This window comes from Pseudomonas halotolerans (genome assembly GCF_039581215.1).
Classification (GTDB): domain Bacteria; phylum Pseudomonadota; class Gammaproteobacteria; order Pseudomonadales; family Pseudomonadaceae; genus Aquipseudomonas; species Aquipseudomonas tehranensis.
Window position 1 is genome coordinate 214,198 of sequence record NZ_JBCNTJ010000004.1, and the last position, 18,004, is coordinate 232,201.

The window sequence follows — 18,004 nt, forward strand, 5'->3', positions numbered from 1 at the left end:
AACCCCGGCAACCTTGTCCACAGCCGTATTCAGGTGAGCTCCCATGAATGATTTACAACTCGACGATTTCAAGCGCGATGAGAATGCCGCCATGGTCTTGCTCGTCGACGACCAGGCGATGATCGGCGAGGCGGTGCGGCGTGGGCTGTCGAGTGAAGAGAACATCGACGTTCACTTCTGCGCCGACCCACACCAGGCCATCGCCCAGGCGGTGCGCATCAAACCAACGGTGATCCTCCAGGACCTGGTGATGCCCGGTCTTGACGGCCTGAGCCTGGTGCGTGAATACCGTAACCATCCGGCGACCCGGGATATTCCGATCATTGTCCTGTCCACCAAGGAGGACCCGCTGGTCAAAAGTGCGGCGTTCGCCGCCGGGGCCAACGATTATCTGGTCAAGTTGCCGGACAACATCGAACTGGTGGCGCGCATTCGCTATCACTCGCGGTCCTACATGATGCTGTTGCAACGCGACGCGGCGTATCGCGCCCTGCGGGTCAGTCAGCAGCAACTGCTCGACACCAATCTGGTGCTGCAACGCTTGATGAATTCCGACGGCCTGACCGGGTTGTCCAATCGTCGACACTTCGATGAGTACCTGGAGCTGGAGTGGAGAAGGGCGCTGCGGGACCAGTCCCAGCTCTCGCTGTTGATGATCGACGTGGATTACTTCAAGTCCTTCAACGACAACTTCGGCCATCTGGAGGGGGACGAAGCCCTGCGCAAGGTCGCCACGGCGATCCGGGATGCGTGCAGCCGTCCGTCCGACCTGCCGGCCCGTTACGGCGGCGAGGAGTTCGCCCTGGTACTGCCCGGCACCTCGCCTGGCGGTGCCCGATTGATGGCCGAAAAGCTGCGCCAGAGCGTCGTTGCCCTGAACATCCCCCACATCACGCCTCATGAGGGGGCGAACCTGACTGTCAGCGTTGGCGTCTCGACCTTCACGCCGCAACAAGGGGGCGATTGCCGGCAGTTGATTTCGGCGGCGGACAAGGGGTTGTACATGGCCAAGCACAATGGGCGTAATCGGGTGGGGATCGAATAAGCCCCGGCCTAGCAGAGGTTTCTTTATGGCAAAGGGATTTATTTGTGGCGAGGGGATTTATCCCCGCTGGCTGCGAAGCAGCCCTTGGTAGCCAACTCAATTTGCCTGGCACACCGAGTTGTCGGGTTTTAGGGCTGCTTCGCAGCCAGCGGGGATAAATCCCCTCGCCACAGGTTAGGTGGCGGACTCATTACCCCTAAAGCCGCCAGGCGGGCTGCCGCTGGCGCTTGATTACGTTATACTCGCCGGCTTTCAAAAGTTCGCCAACGAGTGCTGCCTGCCATGGAAATCAACCCGATCCTGAACACCATCAAGGACCTGTCCGAGCGCTCCGAAACTATTCGGGGGTATCTTTGACTACGATCAAAAGCATGAGCGTCTGACCGAAGTCAATCGCGAGCTTGAAGATCCGAATGTCTGGAACAACCCGTCGTACGCCCAGGAGCTGGGCCGCGAGCGTGCCGCGTTGGCGCAGATCGTTGAGACCCTGGATGAAATGTCCAGCGGCCTGGCCGACTGCCGCGACCTGCTGGACATGGCTGTCGAAGAAAACGATGAAGGTGCCGTCGGCGATGTTGTCGCCGAGCTGACACGCCTCGAGGAGGCGTTGGCCAAGCTGGAATTCCGGCGCATGTTCAGTGGCGAGATGGATGCCAACAACGCCTACCTGGACATCCAGGCCGGTTCCGGCGGCACCGAAGCCCAGGACTGGGCCAACATCCTGCTGCGCATGTACCTGCGCTGGGCCGACAAACGCGGCTTCGACGCGACCATCATGGAACTGTCGGCCGGTGAAGTCGCCGGGATCAAGGGCGCCACCGTGCACATCAAGGGCGAATACGCCTTTGGCTGGCTGCGCACCGAGATCGGCGTGCATCGCCTGGTGCGCAAGAGTCCGTTCGACTCCGGTAACCGTCGCCACACGTCGTTCTCGGCCGTGTTTGTCTCGCCGGAAATCGATGACAACATCGAAATCGACATCAACCCGTCGGACCTGCGCATCGACACCTACCGTTCCTCCGGGGCCGGTGGTCAGCACGTTAACACCACCGATTCGGCCGTACGGATTACCCACGTACCGACCAACACCGTGGTCAGTTGCCAGAACGAACGCTCCCAGCACGCGAACAAGGACACCGCGATGAAAATGCTGCGGGCCCGTTTGTACGAGCAGGAAGTGCAGAAGCGCAACGCGGCGTCCCAGGCCTTGGAAGACACCAAGTCGGACATCGGCTGGGGTCACCAGATCCGTTCGTATGTACTCGACGCCTCGCGGATCAAGGACCTGCGCACCAGCATCGAACGCAGCGACTGTGACAAGGTGCTCGACGGCGACATCGACGAATACCTGATCGCCAGCCTCAAACAAGGGCTGTAACGCGACACCCATGCGGCGGGCAGGCACGTTTCCAAGGGGAGCGAGGCCTGGCCGCAAACTCCGGCCCGGGGCCGGGGGCAACGAACCTGTGATGGAATCTTTAAAGACATGAGCGACCTAGAACTCGACCCGCAAGCCCTGCAACAGGAAGAAAACTCCCTGATCGCCCTGCGCAAGGAAAAGCTTGCTGCCGAGCGCGCCAAGGGCCAGGCCTTCCCCAACGACTTCCGCCGCGACGCGTACTGCGACGTTCTGCAGAAGAAGTACGCGGACAAGACCAAGGAAGAGCTGGCCGAGGCCGCGATTCCCGTCAAGGTGGCCGGTCGCATCATGCTCAACCGTGGTTCGTTCATGGTGATCCAGGACATGACCGGGCGCATCCAGGTCTACGTCAACCGCAAGACCCTGCCGGAAGAAACCCTGGCCGCCGTCAAGACCTGGGACCTGGGCGACATCATTGCCGCCGAAGGCACCCTGGCCCGTTCCGGCAAGGGCGACCTGTACGTCGAAATGACCAGTGTGCGCCTGCTGACCAAGTCCTTGCGCCCGCTGCCGGACAAGCACCACGGCCTGACCGACACCGAGCAACGCTATCGTCAGCGTTACGTCGACCTGATCGTCAACGAAGACGTGCGCCAGACCTTCCGCGTGCGCTCGCAGGTCATCGCCCATATCCGCAGCTTCCTGATGAAGCGTGACTTCCTCGAAGTCGAAACACCGATGCTGCAGACCATCCCCGGCGGTGCGGCGGCCAAGCCGTTCGAAACCCACCACAACGCCCTGGACATGGAAATGTTCCTGCGTATCGCGCCGGAGCTGTACCTCAAGCGCCTGGTTGTGGGCGGCTTCGAGAAGGTCTTCGAGATCAACCGCAACTTCCGTAACGAAGGCGTTTCGACCCGGCACAACCCCGAGTTCACCATGCTCGAGTTCTACCAGGCCTACGCCGACTACGAAGACAACATGGACCTGACCGAGGAGCTGTTCCGCGAGTTGGCGCAGTTGGTGCTCGGCACCACCGACGTGCCGTACGGCGACAAGGTGTTCCATTTCGGCGAACCGTTCGTGCGCCTGTCGGTGTTCGACTCGATCCTCAAGTACAACCCGGACATCACCGCGGCCGACCTGCAGGACATCGAAAAGGCCCGTGCCATCGCCAAGAAAGCCGGCGCCAAGGTGCTCGGCTTCGAGGGGCTGGGCAAGTTGCAAGTGATGATTTTCGAAGAGTTGGTCGAGCACAAGCTGGAGCAGCCGCATTTCATCACCCAGTACCCGTTCGAAGTGTCGCCGCTGGCCCGTCGCAACGACGAGAACCCAAGCGTGACCGACCGTTTCGAGCTGTTCATCGGTGGCCGCGAAATCGCCAACGCCTACTCCGAGCTCAATGACGCCGAAGATCAGGCAGAGCGTTTCATGGCCCAGGTGGCCGACAAGGACGCCGGCGACGACGAGGCCATGCACTACGATGCCGACTTCGTGCGCGCCCTTGAGTACGGCATGCCGCCGACGGCCGGCGAAGGCATCGGCATCGATCGCCTGGTGATGTTGCTGACCAACTCACCGTCGATCCGGGATGTCATTCTGTTCCCGCACATGCGGCCCCAAGCGTAAGTGTTTCAATTAAAAAGCCGCCTCCAACAGGCGGCTTTTTATTGCCTGTCTGGTACAAACGTATCAATTGGTTATTTTTGAAATAGCGAGGAAAGACCTGTCGTGAATCGTGCAATGGCTCCAGAAGGTGCGGCGGGCGTCGCCACTGCTGTCGCTGAAAGTGTTCAGTACCAGGGTCGCAAGGCCAGCCGGCAGGGCAGTGAACAGCGTCGCCAGGAGATTCTCGACGCGGCCATGCGCATTGTGGTGCGCGATGGTGTGCGGGCGGTACGCCACCGCGCCGTGGCCGCCGAAGCGGGTGTGCCGCTGTCGGCCACGACGTATTATTTCAAGGACATCGATGACCTGCTGACCGATACCTTCGCCCAGTACGTGGAGCGCAGCGCGGCGTTCATGGCCAAGCTGTGGACCAACAATGAAGGCCTGCTGCGGGAGATGGTTGCCTACGGAGATGGCAGCGCAGAATCCCGCTCGCAGTTGGCGGACGACATCGCCCGGATGACCGCCGACTACGTGCAGCATCAATTGCACAGCCGGCGCGAATACCTGATGGCAGAACAGGCATTTCGCCAGGAAGCACTGCTCAACCCGCGTCTGGCGGAGCTGGTGCGCTCCCACCAGCAAATCCTGCTGCAGGGTACTTGTCAGTTTTTCCAGGTTTTAGGCTCGCGCGAACCCCAGCAGGATGCCAAAGTGTTGACGGCGATTATCGGACGGATGGAATATCAAGGCTTGCTCAATGGCGCCGAGCCGGTAGCGGCAGAAGAAATGCTCGGCATCCTGACCCGCTACATGCACCTGGTATTGGCGTCGGTGTAACCTTGGTGGAACACGCATTTGTGGCGAGGGGATTTATCCCCGTTGGGGCGCGCAGCGGCCCTACAACCAGACAACTCAGCGTGCCAGGCAAATTGAGTTGACAGCCTTTGGGTCTGCTGCGCAGCCCAGCGGGGATAAATCCCCTCGCCACATTTGCATAGGAGTTCAAATGAAAGCCTGGCGTGCCGTTGTACTGGCCGTGTCGTTGCTGCTGCTCAGTGGCTGCCTGGTGTCCTTCAAGACGCCGTTGCCCGACAGCGAAGCTGCGCCCCAAGGCCTGGTCGGCCACTGGACCAGCACCAACGCCTGGGGCGAGCCGCTCAACCTGGAGTTGGCCGAAGTGGGCCCGCGCCGGTATCAAGCCGTCACGTACTTCAGGGCCAGGCCTCTGGAGCGCGAAGCCATCCCGGTGACCGTCTCCCGTCACGGCAGCCGCTGGTATCTGTCGGCCAAGGTGCCGGCCCGCTTTGGAGGGCATTTCGTGATCGCCGGTTTTGAACTGACCGACAAGCAGGAACTGGTGATCTACAACCTGGATATGGATCAGATCAACCAGGCCATCGGCCAGAAGATCCTCAGCGGCCAGCCGAACCAGAGCGAAGAAGGTGACGGCGTGCTGGTGGACAGCGACATGGACACGGTTTTCCGTTACCTCGACGACCCGGCCAACTCCGATGTGTTCTCGGAGGCCGTGCGCTACCAGCGGCTGGTCAAATCCCAATAATTGCAACAAGCGGACGTTTATTCACAGGAGTTCCGGGTGGACGATTACCAGCAGACGATACGCACCTTGTCCGATCGCATTGTGCTGGCGCAAACGCCGATTCGCATTCTCGACGCAGTAAAGTGGGACGAAAGCATCCGCAAGGGTTTCCTCAAGGCCAAGGGCAAGGAAATGCCCGCCGTGGACCGCGACTATTACCTCAACCGGCCCCTGTCCTTCGATTCCAGCAAAGTGAAGCTGGAATTCCAGAACATCGAACGCGACATCACCCGTCAACTCGGGCAGTTCAACCCGGTCGGCCAGATCATGCGTCGCATGTGCAAGGAATACCGCATGGTGGTGCGCATGCTCGAAGCGCGTGGCACCGAGGATTTCGGGCTGATCTCCCAGGAGCTGTATGGCGCCGCCTCCGACGCGTTCCATGCCGGTGACCCGACCCTGGCTGACCTGGGGCTGATGCTGTCCGATTACTTGAACAACATTGACGGCCGTGGCGACCTGAAGGATGAGCCGAAGATTCTGACCGCCCAGGACGCTGTCAGCCTGCTGCAGCATCGCCTCAACCGGGTCTTTGGCGAAGCCGAGGAAACCATCCGGGTATTCGAGTCCGACGGGATCGTGGCTGACGCGGCGGCCGGTGCCGATTACATCAAGATTCGCACCGATGCGATGTTCAACGACCGTGACGTCCGGGCCCTGGAAGTCCATGAGGGCCTGGTGCACGTCGGCACCACCCTCAACGGCCTGAATCAGCCGATCTGCACCTTCCTGTCCAAGGGGCCGCCCTCGTCCACGGTGACTCAGGAAGGCCTGGCGATCCTGATGGAGATCATCACCTTCGCCTCTTACCCCAGTCGCTTGCGCAAACTCACCAACCGCACCCGGGCCATTCACATGGTGGAGGAGGGGGCGGACTTTCTGCAGATATACGAGTTCTTCCGTGAGCAGGGCTTTGAGATGGGCGAAAGCTACGGCAACGCCAGCCGGGTTTTCCGGGGTTCGGTGCCGACCGGTCTGCCATTCACCAAAGACTTGTCCTACCTCAAGGGCTTCATCATGGTTTACAACTACATTCAGTTGGCCGTACGCAAAGGCAAGCTGGAACAGGTGCCGCTGTTGTTCTGCGGCAAAACCACCCTGGAAGACATGCGCACGATGCGCCAACTGGTGGACGAAGGCCTGGTCGTGCCACCCAAATACCTGCCGGAACAGTTCCGCGACATGAACGCGCTGTCGGCCTGGATGTGTTTCTCCAACTTCCTGAACCACCTGAGCCTGGACCGGATCGAAGCGGATTATTCCAATATCCTTTGAGCACAACACCGTCCCCCTGTGGGAGCGGGCTTGCTCGCGAAAGCGGAGGGTCAGATAACGATGATGTTGACTGACCCACCGCTTTCGCGAGCAAGCCCGCTCCCACAGGGGACTGTGTTCCAACTCTTTTCTTGCGAGGTTTCACCGGATGCGAACCCTCGGCATCATTTGCCTTTTACTGTCTCTGAGCGGGTGCAGCTCGCTGCTGTTCTACCCCGAACGCGGCCTGCCTTTTACCCCCGAGCGGGCCAAACTCGAGTATCGCGACGTCACCTTGACCACGGCCGACGGTCTCAAGCTCCACGGCTGGTGGCTGCCGGTCAAACAAGGGGTGGAGGTCAAGGGCACTGTACTGCACTTGCACGGTAACGGCGGCAACCTGGCCTGGCATCTGGGGGGGAGCTGGTGGTTGCCCGAGCAGGGTTACCAGGTATTGATGGTGGATTACCGCGGCTACGGCCGGTCCGAAGGCGAGCCGAGCCTGCCGGCGATCTATCAGGACATCGACGCGGCGTTCAAATGGTTCGACCAGGCGCCTGAGGTTCAAGGCAAGCCGTTGGTGCTGCTCGGCCAGAGCCTGGGCGGCGCGCTGGCGGTGCATTACCTGGCCGATCATCCCGAGCGTCAGCCGCAACTCAAGGCTTTGGTGCTCGATGGCGTGCCCGCCAGTTATCGCGACGTAGGGCGTTTCGCCCTGAGCACGTCCTGGCTGACCTGGGCCTTGCAAGTGCCGCTGTCCTGGCTGGTGCCCGACGGTGACAGCGCAATCGGTTCGGTGGCGCAATTGAAGGGCGTACCGAAATTGATCTACCACAGCCTCGATGATCCCATCGTGCCTCTTTCCAACGGCATCCGTCTGTATCAAGCTGCGCCGCCGCCCCGGGTCCTGCAACTGACTCGCGGTGGGCATGTGCAGACATTCGCCGACCCGGTCTGGCGCACGGTGATGCTGCGCTATCTCGACGACCCCTGGCACTTCGACGGCCTGCGCCGCCTGGGCGAGATCCCGAATTATCCGAAATCATCCGTTGAATCTTCAGAGAGCCCGCAATGAGCGAAGAACGTAACGCCATCCCCCTGATCATCACCGGTATCTGCAGCATCCTCGGCACCGTCGCGGTGCTCTGGTACTACGGCTACCTGCACTTCGCCAAGCCCGAGGATGCGTTGCTGCTCAACGAGTTCACCATGCTCAAGACTGTGCCGGGCGAAGACTACAAAGTCGCTCTGGAACCGGCCCCACAGGTCGCCCAATGCATCGATGGTGTGCTGGTGCTGTTCGACACCGAACAGAAAGGCCTGACCGGCGTGCTGATCAACGAGAAGAAGCGTGCGGTGCGATGCATGGGGCAGGAGACGCCGCAGAAGCTTGAGCCGTAACCCAGTCACAATTCCCCTGTGGGAGCGGGCTTGCTCGCGAAAGCGGTGTGTCAGTCTCCAGATAGGTCACTGATCCGACGCCTTCGCGAGCAAGCCCGCTCCCACAGGGGGAATGTGTATAGCCAATAAAAAGCCCCGCCTGATTCACTCAGGCGGGGCTTTTCAGTTGCGGTCAGCCGATCAATTGGCGCTCATGGTCGCGCGCGGGGCGACGGGTTGGTTGTCGTTGGAGATGGTCACCTCCACCCGACGGTTCATCGCACGGCCCGAGACGCTGGTGTTGTCCGCCACCGGGAATTCCTTGCCATAACCCTGGGTCACGATGCGCGCCGGGTCGACGCCCATTTTCACCAGTGCCATACGCACGGAGCTGGCGCGGCGCTCGGACAGCGACTGGTTGTAGGCGTCCGAACCGGTGCTGTCGGTGTAGCCTTCGACAATCACCTTGCGGTCCGGGTTTTCCTGGAGGAACTGGGCCAGTTTGTTCACGTTGACCAGGCCGCTGGAACGCAGCTCGGACTTGTTGGTGGCGAACAGCACATCACCGAAGGTCACCAGCGTGCCGCGTTCGGTCTGCTTGGCGTTGAGGCTGTCTTGCAGTTGCTTGATCTGCGCGTTACGCGCTTCGAGCAGAGCACGGGCGCGTTCGTCGCCGGCGTTTTTCAGTTCGGCCTCGGCATTGCGCAGGGCGATGGTCTGCTTGGCCACTTCCACGCGCTGGTTGGTCAGATAGGCCAGTTGGTCCACCTTGGCTTCGTCTTCCTTGTCCATGTACGCCTTGTCGGCTTTGGCCAGGAAGTCGGCGGCGTCCTTGGTTTCCAGAGCGGCAACCTTGGTCGCGGCCGGGTCGGCCTGCAGACCGTTGTAGTTGGTACGGGCCTGTTCCAGGTTCACGTTCGGATCTGTGGAACACGCGGCCAGCGAGACGCAGGCGGCCAGCAGGGCGGGGATCATCAAATGTTTGTGCATCATAGTCTGTCGTCCTTTTATCAATGAGAAGTACGTCGCGGCGTGAACGGCTTACTGAAGCTTGTTCATGCCTTCCTGACGCAGTTCCTGAACCCCTTTCTGGGAGTCCTTGAGAGCCTGTTCGGCCTTGGCGGCCTGGGCCTTGCGCTCAGCGACACGGGCGTCCCACTCGGCCTGCTCGGCCAGACGCTTGGCTTCTTCGTAGTTCTTGTCGTGCATCGCGATTTCGGCCTGCTTGAGCTTGTCCTGGGCCGACTTCATTTCCACAGCGGCGAATTCGGTACCGCCGGCGCTGACGGCGCTGTTGACCGCCGATTGGGTCACCGCGTACTGCTCCGAAGGGGGGTTGCCGGCGCAACCGGCGAGAATGAAGCTGCTACCGATAGCCAGGGCAGCCAACTTCAGGCCGCGCAGGCCAGTGGATGAGGGTTTGGCAGTGCAGGTATTCATAGGCTTCAACTCCATTGGAAAACTCCTGAAAAAACTACAAATCCATGCTGGGACCAAAGCCGTGACGTCTGTTTCGGCGCTGGCGCCAGGACGCGTTTATTTAAACGACCGTTCCAGTATGGTTACTCGGTGTGACCTGAGGCGTTTTTCAAAAGTTCAGCGAGGATGGCCAATCGCCAAAAGTTTTACTGACTGATCGGTCAGCGCCAAAAAAGCTGAACTTTCAAGGCGCGCAGCGGTATTCCCTGTCTTTCCCGAGCATGTTTATTTTTGGCGTATGCCTGTAGGAGCTGCCGCAGGCTGCTATCTTTTGATCTTCGGCTGGAGAACTGAAAAAGATCGCAGCCTTCGGCAGCTCCTACGCAAGAGGTGTGTCAGTGCTTGGCTTTGTCGTTGCGTGAGGAGAGTTCGTGCAGATGACGCCGCGACAGGGCGAGAAATCGCGGGGTCGGACCGACGTCTTCGTACAGCGGGTCACCTTCTTCATCGGTGGCCACCACTTGCGAACCCTTGATGTAAGGAAAGCTGGCTTCCAGTTCTTCCAGCGCCGCCCCGATCAATTCGCCCAGCAGTTCCTCGGGTTGGCGCTTGGGGTACATCTCGCAGATCGCCGCCAGGCGCGCGGCGGCCTCCACGTCCAGATGAATGGTGTAGCCGGTCTGGGTCAGGCAACCCTTGGCGTTTTCTTCCCAATGCTGGGCGAGCTCACGGATTTTCATGATGGCCTCAATAGCCCGCGGATGGCAGGCGCGCAGAGTGACAAGCCTTTGTGTGGCTTATCCATGAGACTAGCTTTGTCCGACAAGGTTTAAAGTCTCTTCGTCGCTTGTCATAAACGACTTGCGTCGGCACTCTCTCTTGATCGTGTAACCCAAGAGCTGTCCGGACCTTTTGCTGGAGAACTGCTGATGACCGATATCGATGCACGCTTGCGCGAGGATGTTCACCTGCTCGGCGAGCTGCTGGGCAACACCATCCGCGAACAGTACGGGGACAGGTTTCTCGACAAGATCGAGCAGATCCGCAAGGGCGCCAAGGCCGATCGACGCGGCTCCATGGACGCCGAACTCAGTGCCAGCCTCAATCAGTTGGGCGAGGACGAACTGCTGCCGGTGGCGCGGGCGTTCAATCAGTTCCTCAACCTGGCCAACATCGCCGAGCAATACCAACTTATCCACCGGCGCGAAGAGTCCAAGCCGGCACCGTTCGAGGCGCGGGTGTTGCCCGAACTGCTTGCGCGGTTGCGGGCCGAGGGCCATGGCGCCGAGTCCCTGGCGCGGCAATTGGGACGGCTGGAAATCGAGCTGGTGCTCACCGCCCACCCCACGGAAGTGGCCAGGCGCACGCTGATCCAGAAATACGACGCCATCGCCGCGCAACTGGCGGCCCAGGACCACCGCGATCTCACCAGCGCCGAGCGCGCGCAGATCCACGAGCGTCTGCAACGGTTGATCGCCGAAGCCTGGCACACCGAAGAAATACGCCGCACCCGGCCGACCCCGGTCGACGAGGCCAAGTGGGGCTTTGCGGTGATCGAACATTCGCTGTGGCAAGCCATTCCCAACTACCTGCGCAAAGCCGATCAGGCCCTGCATGCCGCCACCGGTTTGCGCCTGCCGCTGGAGGCTGCACCGATCCGCTTTGCCTCGTGGATGGGCGGCGACCGGGATGGCAACCCCAATGTCACCGCTGCGGTAACCCGCGAAGTGCTGTTGCTGGCGCGGTGGATGGCGGCGGATCTTTACCTGCGCGACGTTGATCACCTGGCGGCTGAGCTGTCCATGCAAAAAGCCAGCGAGGCTTTGCGCGCCCAGGCCGGCGACAGCGCCGAACCCTACCGTGCCGTGCTCAAACAATTGCGTGAACGCCTGCGCGCCACACGCAATTGGGCCCAGGCATCCCTGAAAGTCACCACCCCAGCCCCTGCCGATGTGTTGCAGAACAATCGCGAACTGCTGGACCCGCTGGAGCTTTGCTACCAGTCCCTGCACGAGTGTGGCATGGGCGTGATCGCCGACGGGCCGCTGCTCGACTGCTTGCGCCGGGCCGTGACATTCGGGTTGTTCCTGGTGCGGCTCGATGTGCGCCAGGACTCCACGCGCCACAGCGCAGCCATGACTGAAATTACGGACTACCTGGGCCTGGGCCGCTATGAGGACTGGAGCGAGGAGCAGCGCATCGGCTTTTTGCTGGAGGAGCTGAACAACCGGCGTCCGCTGTTGCCCGCTCATTTCAAACCGTCGGCCGATACGGCGGAAGTCTTGGCCACGTGCCGGGAAGTGGCGGCGGCGCCGGCGGCGTCCCTGGGTTCTTACGTGATTTCGATGGCGGGGGCGGCCTCCGATGTGCTCGCGGTGCAGCTCTTGTTGAAAGAGTCCGGTGTATTGCGGCCCATGCGCGTGGTGCCGCTGTTCGAGACCCTGGCCGACCTGGACAACGCCGGGCCAGTGATCGAGCAACTGTTGCTGTTGCCGGGCTATCGCTCACGGCTGCAAGGGCCTCAGGAGGTGATGATCGGCTATTCCGATTCGGCCAAGGATGCCGGCACGACAGCGGCGGCCTGGGCGCAGTACCGGGCTCAGGAACGACTGGTGGACATTTGCCGCGAACAGCAAGTCGAACTGCTGTTGTTCCATGGTCGCGGAGGCACCGTGGGGCGTGGCGGCGGTCCGGCTCACGCGGCGATTCTGTCGCAACCGCCGGGTTCGGTGGCCGGGCGGTTCCGTACCACTGAGCAGGGTGAAATGATTCGTTTCAAATTTGGCCTGCCGGACATCGCCGAACAGAATCTCAATCTGTACCTCGCCGCAGTGTTGGAAGCGACACTGCTGCCACCGCCGCCGCCCACACCTCAGTGGCGTCATCTGATGGATGAACTGGCGGCCGACGGGGTCAAGGCGTATCGCGCCGTGGTGCGGGAAAATCCGCAGTTCGTCGAGTATTTCCGCCAGTCCACACCAGAGCAGGAACTGGGGCGTCTGCCGCTGGGCAGCCGCCCGGCCAAGCGCCGGGCCGGAGGCATCGAAAGCCTGCGGGCGATCCCGTGGATCTTCGGCTGGACCCAGACCCGCCTGATGTTGCCGGCCTGGCTGGGCTGGGAAACCGCCCTGAGCAAAGCGCTGGAACGCGGCGAGGGCGAGTTACTGGGACAGATGCGCGAGCAATGGCCGTTTTTCCGCACCCGCATCGACATGCTGGAGATGGTGCTGGCCAAGGCCGACGCGGACATCGCGCGCTCCTACGATGAGCGTTTGGTAGAGCCTGCGCTGTTACCGTTGGGCGAGCATTTACGCGACCTATTGTCGCAGGCGTGCTCGGTGGTCCTGGGGTTGACCGGCCAGTCGCAGCTACTGGCACATAGCCCTGATACCCTGGAATTCATTCGCCTGCGCAACACCTACCTGGACCCCTTGCACCTGTTGCAGGCTGAACTGCTCGCCCGTTCGCGGCAGCAGGACGTTGCCCAGGGCAGCCCCGTGGAACAGGCGCTTCTGGTGTCTGTGGCGGGGATTGCCGCCGGTTTGCGCAACACCGGCTAAGGTGAAGCAGCGTACCGAAACGTCTCGCCCGGTATCCCCGGGCGAGATTCAGGGGGGCAGGGAGCAGGTCGTCCTGGCGACAGTTTGTTATCCGGTTGCGACGATCGCCACCTTCTTCAAAGGTCGCATCGTGCGCGGGTTCCTCCGACTTTCGGCGGCTTGTGTGGGTCGGGCCTGCTGTGTATCTTGATCAGCCTTTGGCCGTTTGGGCGGTCACGATCCTGTTTTCCGAGATTGGCCCCACGAGGCGAATCCGAGCGTTTACATAAAAAAATTGAGGAGCACATCGATGCGCGTCATTCTGCTGGGAGCTCCCGGGGCCGGTAAAGGTACTCAGGCAAAGTTCATCACCGAAAAATTCGGTATCCCGCAAATCTCCACTGGCGACATGCTGCGTGCCGCAGTCAAGGCCGGCACCGAGCTGGGCGTCAAGGCCAAGAGCATCATGGATGCCGGCGGCCTGGTGTCGGATGACCTGATCATCGCGCTGGTCCAGGATCGCATCGCTCAAGCCGATTGCGCCAACGGCTTCCTGTTCGACGGTTTCCCGCGCACCATTCCGCAGGCCGAAGCCTTGGTTACGGCTGGCGTGGAGCTGGATCACGTTGTCGAAATCGCCGTCGACGACGAGGAGATCGTTCAACGCATCGCCGGTCGTCGTGTCCACGAGCCGTCCGGGCGTGTCTATCACACCGTTTATAACCCGCCGAAACTCGCCGGCAAGGACGACATCACCGGTGAAGCATTGGTGCAGCGCAAGGACGACACCGAAGAAACCGTGCGCCATCGCCTGTCGGTCTACCACTCCCAGACCAAACCGCTGGTGGAGTTCTACCAGACGTTGTCCGCCAAGACTCAGGGCAAGCCCAAGTACAGCTACATCGCGGGCGTCGGTTCGGTTGAAGCGATCACCGGCAAGGTGCTTGAAGCGCTGAGCTGAAACGTCTGATCCACAGCCAACAACTCCGGCCCGCTTGCGGGCCGGAGTTGTTTATACTGGCACACTTTTTCCCACCTGATTTACGGACACACCGATGAGCACCTTGCTGGCCCTGGATACCGCGACTGAAGCTTGTTCCGTTGCCTTGCTGCACGACGGCAAGGTCACGAGCCATTACGAGGTGATCCCGCGCTTGCACGCCCAGAAGCTGCTGCCGATGATCCAGCAATTGCTCAGCGATGCCGGCACCACTTTGCAGGCTGTGGATGCGATTGCCTTTGGTCGTGGGCCGGGAGCGTTTACCGGCGTGCGCATCGCCGTCGGCGTGGTGCAGGGCCTGGCGTTTGCCCTGGAGCGACCGGTGTTGCCGGTGTCCAACCTGGCGGTACTCGCCCAGCGCGCCTTGCGTGAACAGGGCGTCAGCCAGGTCGCGGCGGCCATTGATGCGCGCATGGACGAGGTGTATTGGGGCTGCTACCGCGAAACCGATGGTGAGATGCGCCTGGTGGGCGTCGAAGCGGTACTCCCCCCCGAAGCGGCGGCTTTGCCTGCCGACGCCAGCGGCGACTGGTTCGGCGCCGGTACCGGTTGGGGCTACGGCGAGCGGATTGCCGTCCCCCTGAGCGGCCAGGACGCCTCGATGCTGCCGCACGCCGAAGACCTGCTGACCCTGGCCCGCTTCGCCTGGGAGCGCGGCGAAGCCATCCCGGCCGACGATGCGCAACCGGTGTACTTGCGGGACAAGGTCGCAACGCCCAAGTCCGAGCGCTAGACCCAGGCTGAACCGAACTCCCCAGTGGGCAGCGTTGTAGGAGCTGCCGAAGGCTGCGATCTTTCCATTGACACTTGAATCCTAAGTGCAAAATCAAAGATGAAAAGATCGCAGGCTTCGCCAGCTCCTACACTCAGTGGTGCTGAACTCTTTTGTCAAAAAAGTTATTTCCCCACCCCAAAGTCACACCCAATATTACCAGTCGTCATTTTTTCGACCCGTTTTTAAACCTTTTTGACTTTATGTGCTCTAGTTATCACTTGCGCATTTGCGCGGCTGCGAAAGTGCCGCTAAATTGCCATCATTGATACCGAGCATTCTGTTATGCGTATAGACGGCGTTTCATCCCAGTCCTACCCCATCAAACGCAGGCCTCGTGCCGGCAAAGTTGCTGCGGATGAGTCTTTCGATGACATCGATGGCGAACTGGAATTTCCGTCCGAAGAGCAACTGGCCGCCCGCGCTGCCAAAGCCTCGGCGCAACGCCTGAGCAATCTTCCCGCCCGTCAGCAAGACATGCTGTATCACCGCGCGATGAGCCGCAGTGTATCCGCGGCCCTGGCCAGCTACCTGAGCACTGCCGGTTTCGTTGATTGGGATATGGAAGTGCTGGGACTCGACCTCTACATCTGATGGGGCTGCCTTATTACCTGGGCTGCCCGTCCTGGAGCGAAAACGCCTGGCGCGATTATCTTTATCCGCAAGACGCCAAGAGCTCCGACTTCCTGAAACTCTATTCTCAAGTGTTCAACGCCGTGGAAGGCAATACGACCTTCTACGCAAGCCCCTCTGCGGCCATCGTGCAGCGCTGGGCCGAGACCATGCCCGAGCAGTTTCGCTTTACGGCCAAGTTGCCCGGTGACATCAGCCACAATGGCGATTTGCGTGAGCACCTGACGGCCATCGAAACCTTCGTGCAATTGCTCAGTCCCCTGGGCGAACGGGTGTCACCGTTCTGGTTGCAGCTATCGAAGGCCTTTACCCCGAATCGATTGCCGGAGCTGGCGGGCTTCATCGACGCCTTTGAGCGCCCCTTGGCCGTGGAGGTCCGTCACCCTGATTTCTTTGCCAAGGGCGATGCCGAACGGCAGCTCAACCGCCTGCTTCTTGATCGCGGTGTAGAACGCATCTGTCTGGATCCTCGGGCATTGTTCAGTTGCACCTCGACCGATCCGGCCATCCTCCATGCCCAATCGAAGAAACCGCGAGTCCCACCCCGGCCGACCGCGTTCACCCTCTGCCCGCAAGTGCGTTTCATCGGCCATCCGCTGCTGGAGGCCAACGAACCGTTCCTGACCCCCTGGGTGGAGAAAATCGCCGGGTGGATCGAAGAGGGGCGCACGCCTTATATCTTTCTGCACACCGCCGACAACGTGCTGGCGGCCAAACTCGCGCAACACTTTCATAGCCGATTGATGAGCCGTTTGCCTGGCTTGCCGGCCCTGCCTGAGCTATATAGAGAACCCGCCGCCGAGCAACTGGGTTTGCTCTGAGGCGAAAATTTCCTCTGCCAAGGAGTGATTTCCATGGATGCGCAAACCCGTCGAGCCCAGGCGTTCAAAGCCCTGCATGAGCGCGAAGGCGCGTTCGTCATTCCCAACCCGTGGGACGCCGGTTCAGCAAAAATGCTTGCCAGCCTCGGCTTCGAGGCCCTGGCTACCACCAGTGCCGGTTACGCTTTTTCCCTGGGACGGCCCGATGGTGCGGCGGGGCTGGATGACACCCTGGCCAATGTCCGGGCGATTGTGGCGGCCACCGATCTGCCCGTGGCGGTCGATCTGGAGAACGGTTTTGCCGATGAGCCCGAGGCGTGCGCTCGCAGCCTGGTCCGCGCAGCGCAGGCCGGCGCGGTAGGTGGCTCCATTGAAGATGCCACGGGCCGTGAAGACAGTCCGATCTATGGCTTCGAGCATGCCGTGGCGCGGGTTAAAGCCGCGGCCGAGGCGGTGCGCAGTTTGCCGTATCCCTTTGTGCTGACCGCCCGGGCGGAAAACTTCCTCCACGGCAATCCCGATCTGGATGACACGATCCGCCGCCTGAAGGCCTTCGCCGATGCCGGTGCCGACGTGTTGTACGCGCCGGGGTTGAGTTCGGCTGAGCAGGTGCTGGCGGTGGTCCAGGCGGTGGCGCCGAAACCGGTGAATGTGTTGATGTCCGGCGCGCTGGACCTGACGGTCGCACAGTTGAGCGAGATGGGCGTCAAGCGCATCAGTGTCGGCTCCGCGCTGGCCCTGGCGGCGTATGGCGAGTTCTTCCGCGCCGCGGAGGAAATCCGCGAGCAAGGCTCGTTCACCTTCACCCGTCGTTCGATGCCTTTCAACCAGGCTAACCAGCTCTTCAAGGGTTGAGACCCGAGGCATTGTCGTGCGGGTTTTGAAAGGTCTTACGTTCTTGCTGCTGGTCGTTGGCGTTGCAGTGCTGGGGGTATGGCGTGGCTGGCTGGCGGTGCCACCGCAGTGGAATCCCTGGGCGCCCCTGGACGTCAACGTGCCGCCGAACCTGCTGACCCGTTACAAGCTCATGGCCCTGCGCAACGATCCGCAGTTGTGCGACCAGGCGCTCGCGACGTCGGGGCTGCGGGTCACTCGCCAGGCCGACAGCAGTCCCCAGGCCTCTTGCCCGTTGAGCAATGTGCTGAGGGTGCAAGGCGGCGAGGTGGCACTGAGCAGCAGTTTCCTGGCCAGTTGCCCGCTGGCGGTTGCGTTCGCCTTATTTGAACGGCATGCGCTGCAGCCGGTGGCGCTGGCGACCTATGGGCAGAAAGTGGCGCGGGTCGATCATCTGGGCAGTTTCGCCTGTCGCAACCTGTATGGTCGTGAGAGCGGGGCACGCAGCCAGCATGCCACGGCCAGTGCGCTGGATATCGCCGGCTTTCGCCTGGCGGACGGCCGCAGCGTGAGCGTGCTCAAGGACTGGCCGAAGGACAACACCCATGCCCAATTCCTGCGACAGGTGCGCGACGGGGCCTGTGACATGTTCAGCGTGGTCCTGAGCCCAGACTACAACGCGGCGCACCGCAACCATTTTCATCTGGATGTCGGGCCCTGGTGGATTTGCCGCTGA

18 protein-coding genes are annotated in these 18,004 nt (G+C 61.3%); 15 read left to right on the top strand and 3 right to left on the bottom strand.

Annotated features, from left to right (window positions below; all coding sequences use genetic code 11):
- The first annotated feature begins 43 nt into the window (after window positions 1–43).
- From AAIS01_RS07730 to AAIS01_RS07765, 8 genes are all read left to right on the top strand, one after another.
- Window positions 44–1,045, top strand: coding sequence for a diguanylate cyclase domain-containing protein (locus AAIS01_RS07730; RefSeq protein WP_214915645.1), 1,002 nt, complete (start codon window positions 44–46; stop codon window positions 1,043–1,045).
- Between the two features lie 282 nt (window positions 1,046–1,327).
- Window positions 1,328–2,423 (top strand): peptide chain release factor 2 gene (prfB, locus tag AAIS01_RS07735; protein ID WP_107321555.1). Its coding sequence is split into 2 segments (ribosomal slippage): window positions 1,328–1,399 and window positions 1,401–2,423, totalling 1,095 coding nucleotides; the frame shifts between segments, so codons are not numbered across the junction.
- Window positions 2,424–2,531: 108 nt separating this feature from the next.
- Window positions 2,532–4,034, top strand: a complete 1,503-nt coding sequence (gene lysS / locus AAIS01_RS07740) for a lysine--tRNA ligase (protein WP_092401298.1) — start codon at window positions 2,532–2,534, stop codon at window positions 4,032–4,034.
- A 102-nt stretch (window positions 4,035–4,136) separates the two neighbouring features.
- Window positions 4,137–4,853 (top strand): TetR/AcrR family transcriptional regulator, encoded by a 717-nt coding sequence (locus AAIS01_RS07745; protein ID WP_343468501.1) that lies wholly within the window; start codon window positions 4,137–4,139, stop codon window positions 4,851–4,853.
- A 169-nt stretch (window positions 4,854–5,022) separates the two neighbouring features.
- Window positions 5,023–5,577: a hypothetical protein gene (locus tag AAIS01_RS07750; protein ID WP_343468502.1), complete on the top strand. Its 555-nt coding sequence runs from the start codon at window positions 5,023–5,025 to the stop codon at window positions 5,575–5,577.
- A 36-nt stretch (window positions 5,578–5,613) separates the two neighbouring features.
- Complete coding sequence (locus AAIS01_RS07755) at window positions 5,614–6,891, top strand: flavohemoglobin expression-modulating QEGLA motif protein (RefSeq protein WP_047227529.1); 1,278 nt, start codon at window positions 5,614–5,616, stop codon at window positions 6,889–6,891.
- 148 nt (window positions 6,892–7,039) lie between these two features.
- Window positions 7,040–7,945, top strand: a complete 906-nt coding sequence (locus tag AAIS01_RS07760) for an alpha/beta hydrolase (RefSeq protein WP_343468503.1) — start codon at window positions 7,040–7,042, stop codon at window positions 7,943–7,945.
- On the top strand, window positions 7,942–8,271 hold the full coding sequence (locus AAIS01_RS07765; RefSeq protein ID WP_047227531.1) for a PA3694 family proteiin: 330 nt from the start codon (window positions 7,942–7,944) through the stop codon (window positions 8,269–8,271). The genes AAIS01_RS07760 and AAIS01_RS07765 overlap by 4 nt, the downstream gene beginning before the upstream one ends.
- Window positions 8,272–8,451: 180 nt before the next feature.
- On the opposite strand, the gene lptF is transcribed toward AAIS01_RS07765, so the two are convergent.
- The 3 genes from lptF to AAIS01_RS07780 form a co-directional block, all read right to left on the bottom strand.
- A complete protein-coding gene (gene lptF, locus AAIS01_RS07770; protein WP_343468640.1) occupies window positions 8,452–9,240 on the bottom strand; it encodes a lipotoxin F family OmpA-related lipoprotein LptF in 789 nt (262 codons plus the stop codon).
- 51 nt (window positions 9,241–9,291) lie between these two features.
- Window positions 9,292–9,705 carry a DUF4398 domain-containing protein gene (locus tag AAIS01_RS07775; protein WP_047227532.1) on the bottom strand — a complete coding sequence of 138 codons (414 nt, stop codon included), beginning with the start codon at window positions 9,703–9,705 and terminating at the stop codon, window positions 9,292–9,294.
- Window positions 9,706–10,064: 359 nt separating this feature from the next.
- Window positions 10,065–10,409: a pilin assembly protein gene (locus tag AAIS01_RS07780; RefSeq protein ID WP_092454117.1), complete on the bottom strand. Its 345-nt coding sequence runs from the start codon at window positions 10,407–10,409 to the stop codon at window positions 10,065–10,067.
- 189 nt (window positions 10,410–10,598) lie between these two features.
- On the opposite strand from AAIS01_RS07780, the gene ppc reads away from it, so the two are divergent.
- From ppc to AAIS01_RS07815, 7 genes are all read left to right on the top strand, one after another.
- On the top strand, window positions 10,599–13,229 hold the full coding sequence (ppc, locus tag AAIS01_RS07785) for a phosphoenolpyruvate carboxylase (protein ID WP_343468504.1): 2,631 nt from the start codon (window positions 10,599–10,601) through the stop codon (window positions 13,227–13,229).
- A gap of 289 nt (window positions 13,230–13,518) precedes the next feature.
- A complete protein-coding gene (gene adk / locus AAIS01_RS07790; RefSeq protein ID WP_343468505.1) occupies window positions 13,519–14,169 on the top strand; it encodes an adenylate kinase in 651 nt (216 codons plus the stop codon).
- 94 nt (window positions 14,170–14,263) lie between these two features.
- The gene (gene tsaB / locus AAIS01_RS07795; protein ID WP_092401281.1) at window positions 14,264–14,941 is read left to right on the top strand and encodes a tRNA (adenosine(37)-N6)-threonylcarbamoyltransferase complex dimerization subunit type 1 TsaB; all 678 of its coding nucleotides are present in this window, start codon (window positions 14,264–14,266) and stop codon (window positions 14,939–14,941) included.
- Between the two features lie 324 nt (window positions 14,942–15,265).
- A complete protein-coding gene (locus tag AAIS01_RS07800; protein ID WP_047227537.1) occupies window positions 15,266–15,574 on the top strand; it encodes a hypothetical protein in 309 nt (102 codons plus the stop codon).
- A complete protein-coding gene (locus tag AAIS01_RS07805; RefSeq protein ID WP_343468506.1) occupies window positions 15,574–16,434 on the top strand; it encodes a DUF72 domain-containing protein in 861 nt (286 codons plus the stop codon). Before AAIS01_RS07800 ends, AAIS01_RS07805 begins: the two co-directional genes overlap by 1 nt.
- Before the next feature lie 33 nt (window positions 16,435–16,467).
- A complete protein-coding gene (locus AAIS01_RS07810) occupies window positions 16,468–17,289 on the top strand; it encodes an isocitrate lyase/PEP mutase family protein (RefSeq protein ID WP_343468507.1) in 822 nt (273 codons plus the stop codon).
- 16 nt (window positions 17,290–17,305) lie between these two features.
- Window positions 17,306–18,004: an extensin-like domain-containing protein gene (locus AAIS01_RS07815; RefSeq protein ID WP_343468508.1), complete on the top strand. Its 699-nt coding sequence runs from the start codon at window positions 17,306–17,308 to the stop codon at window positions 18,002–18,004.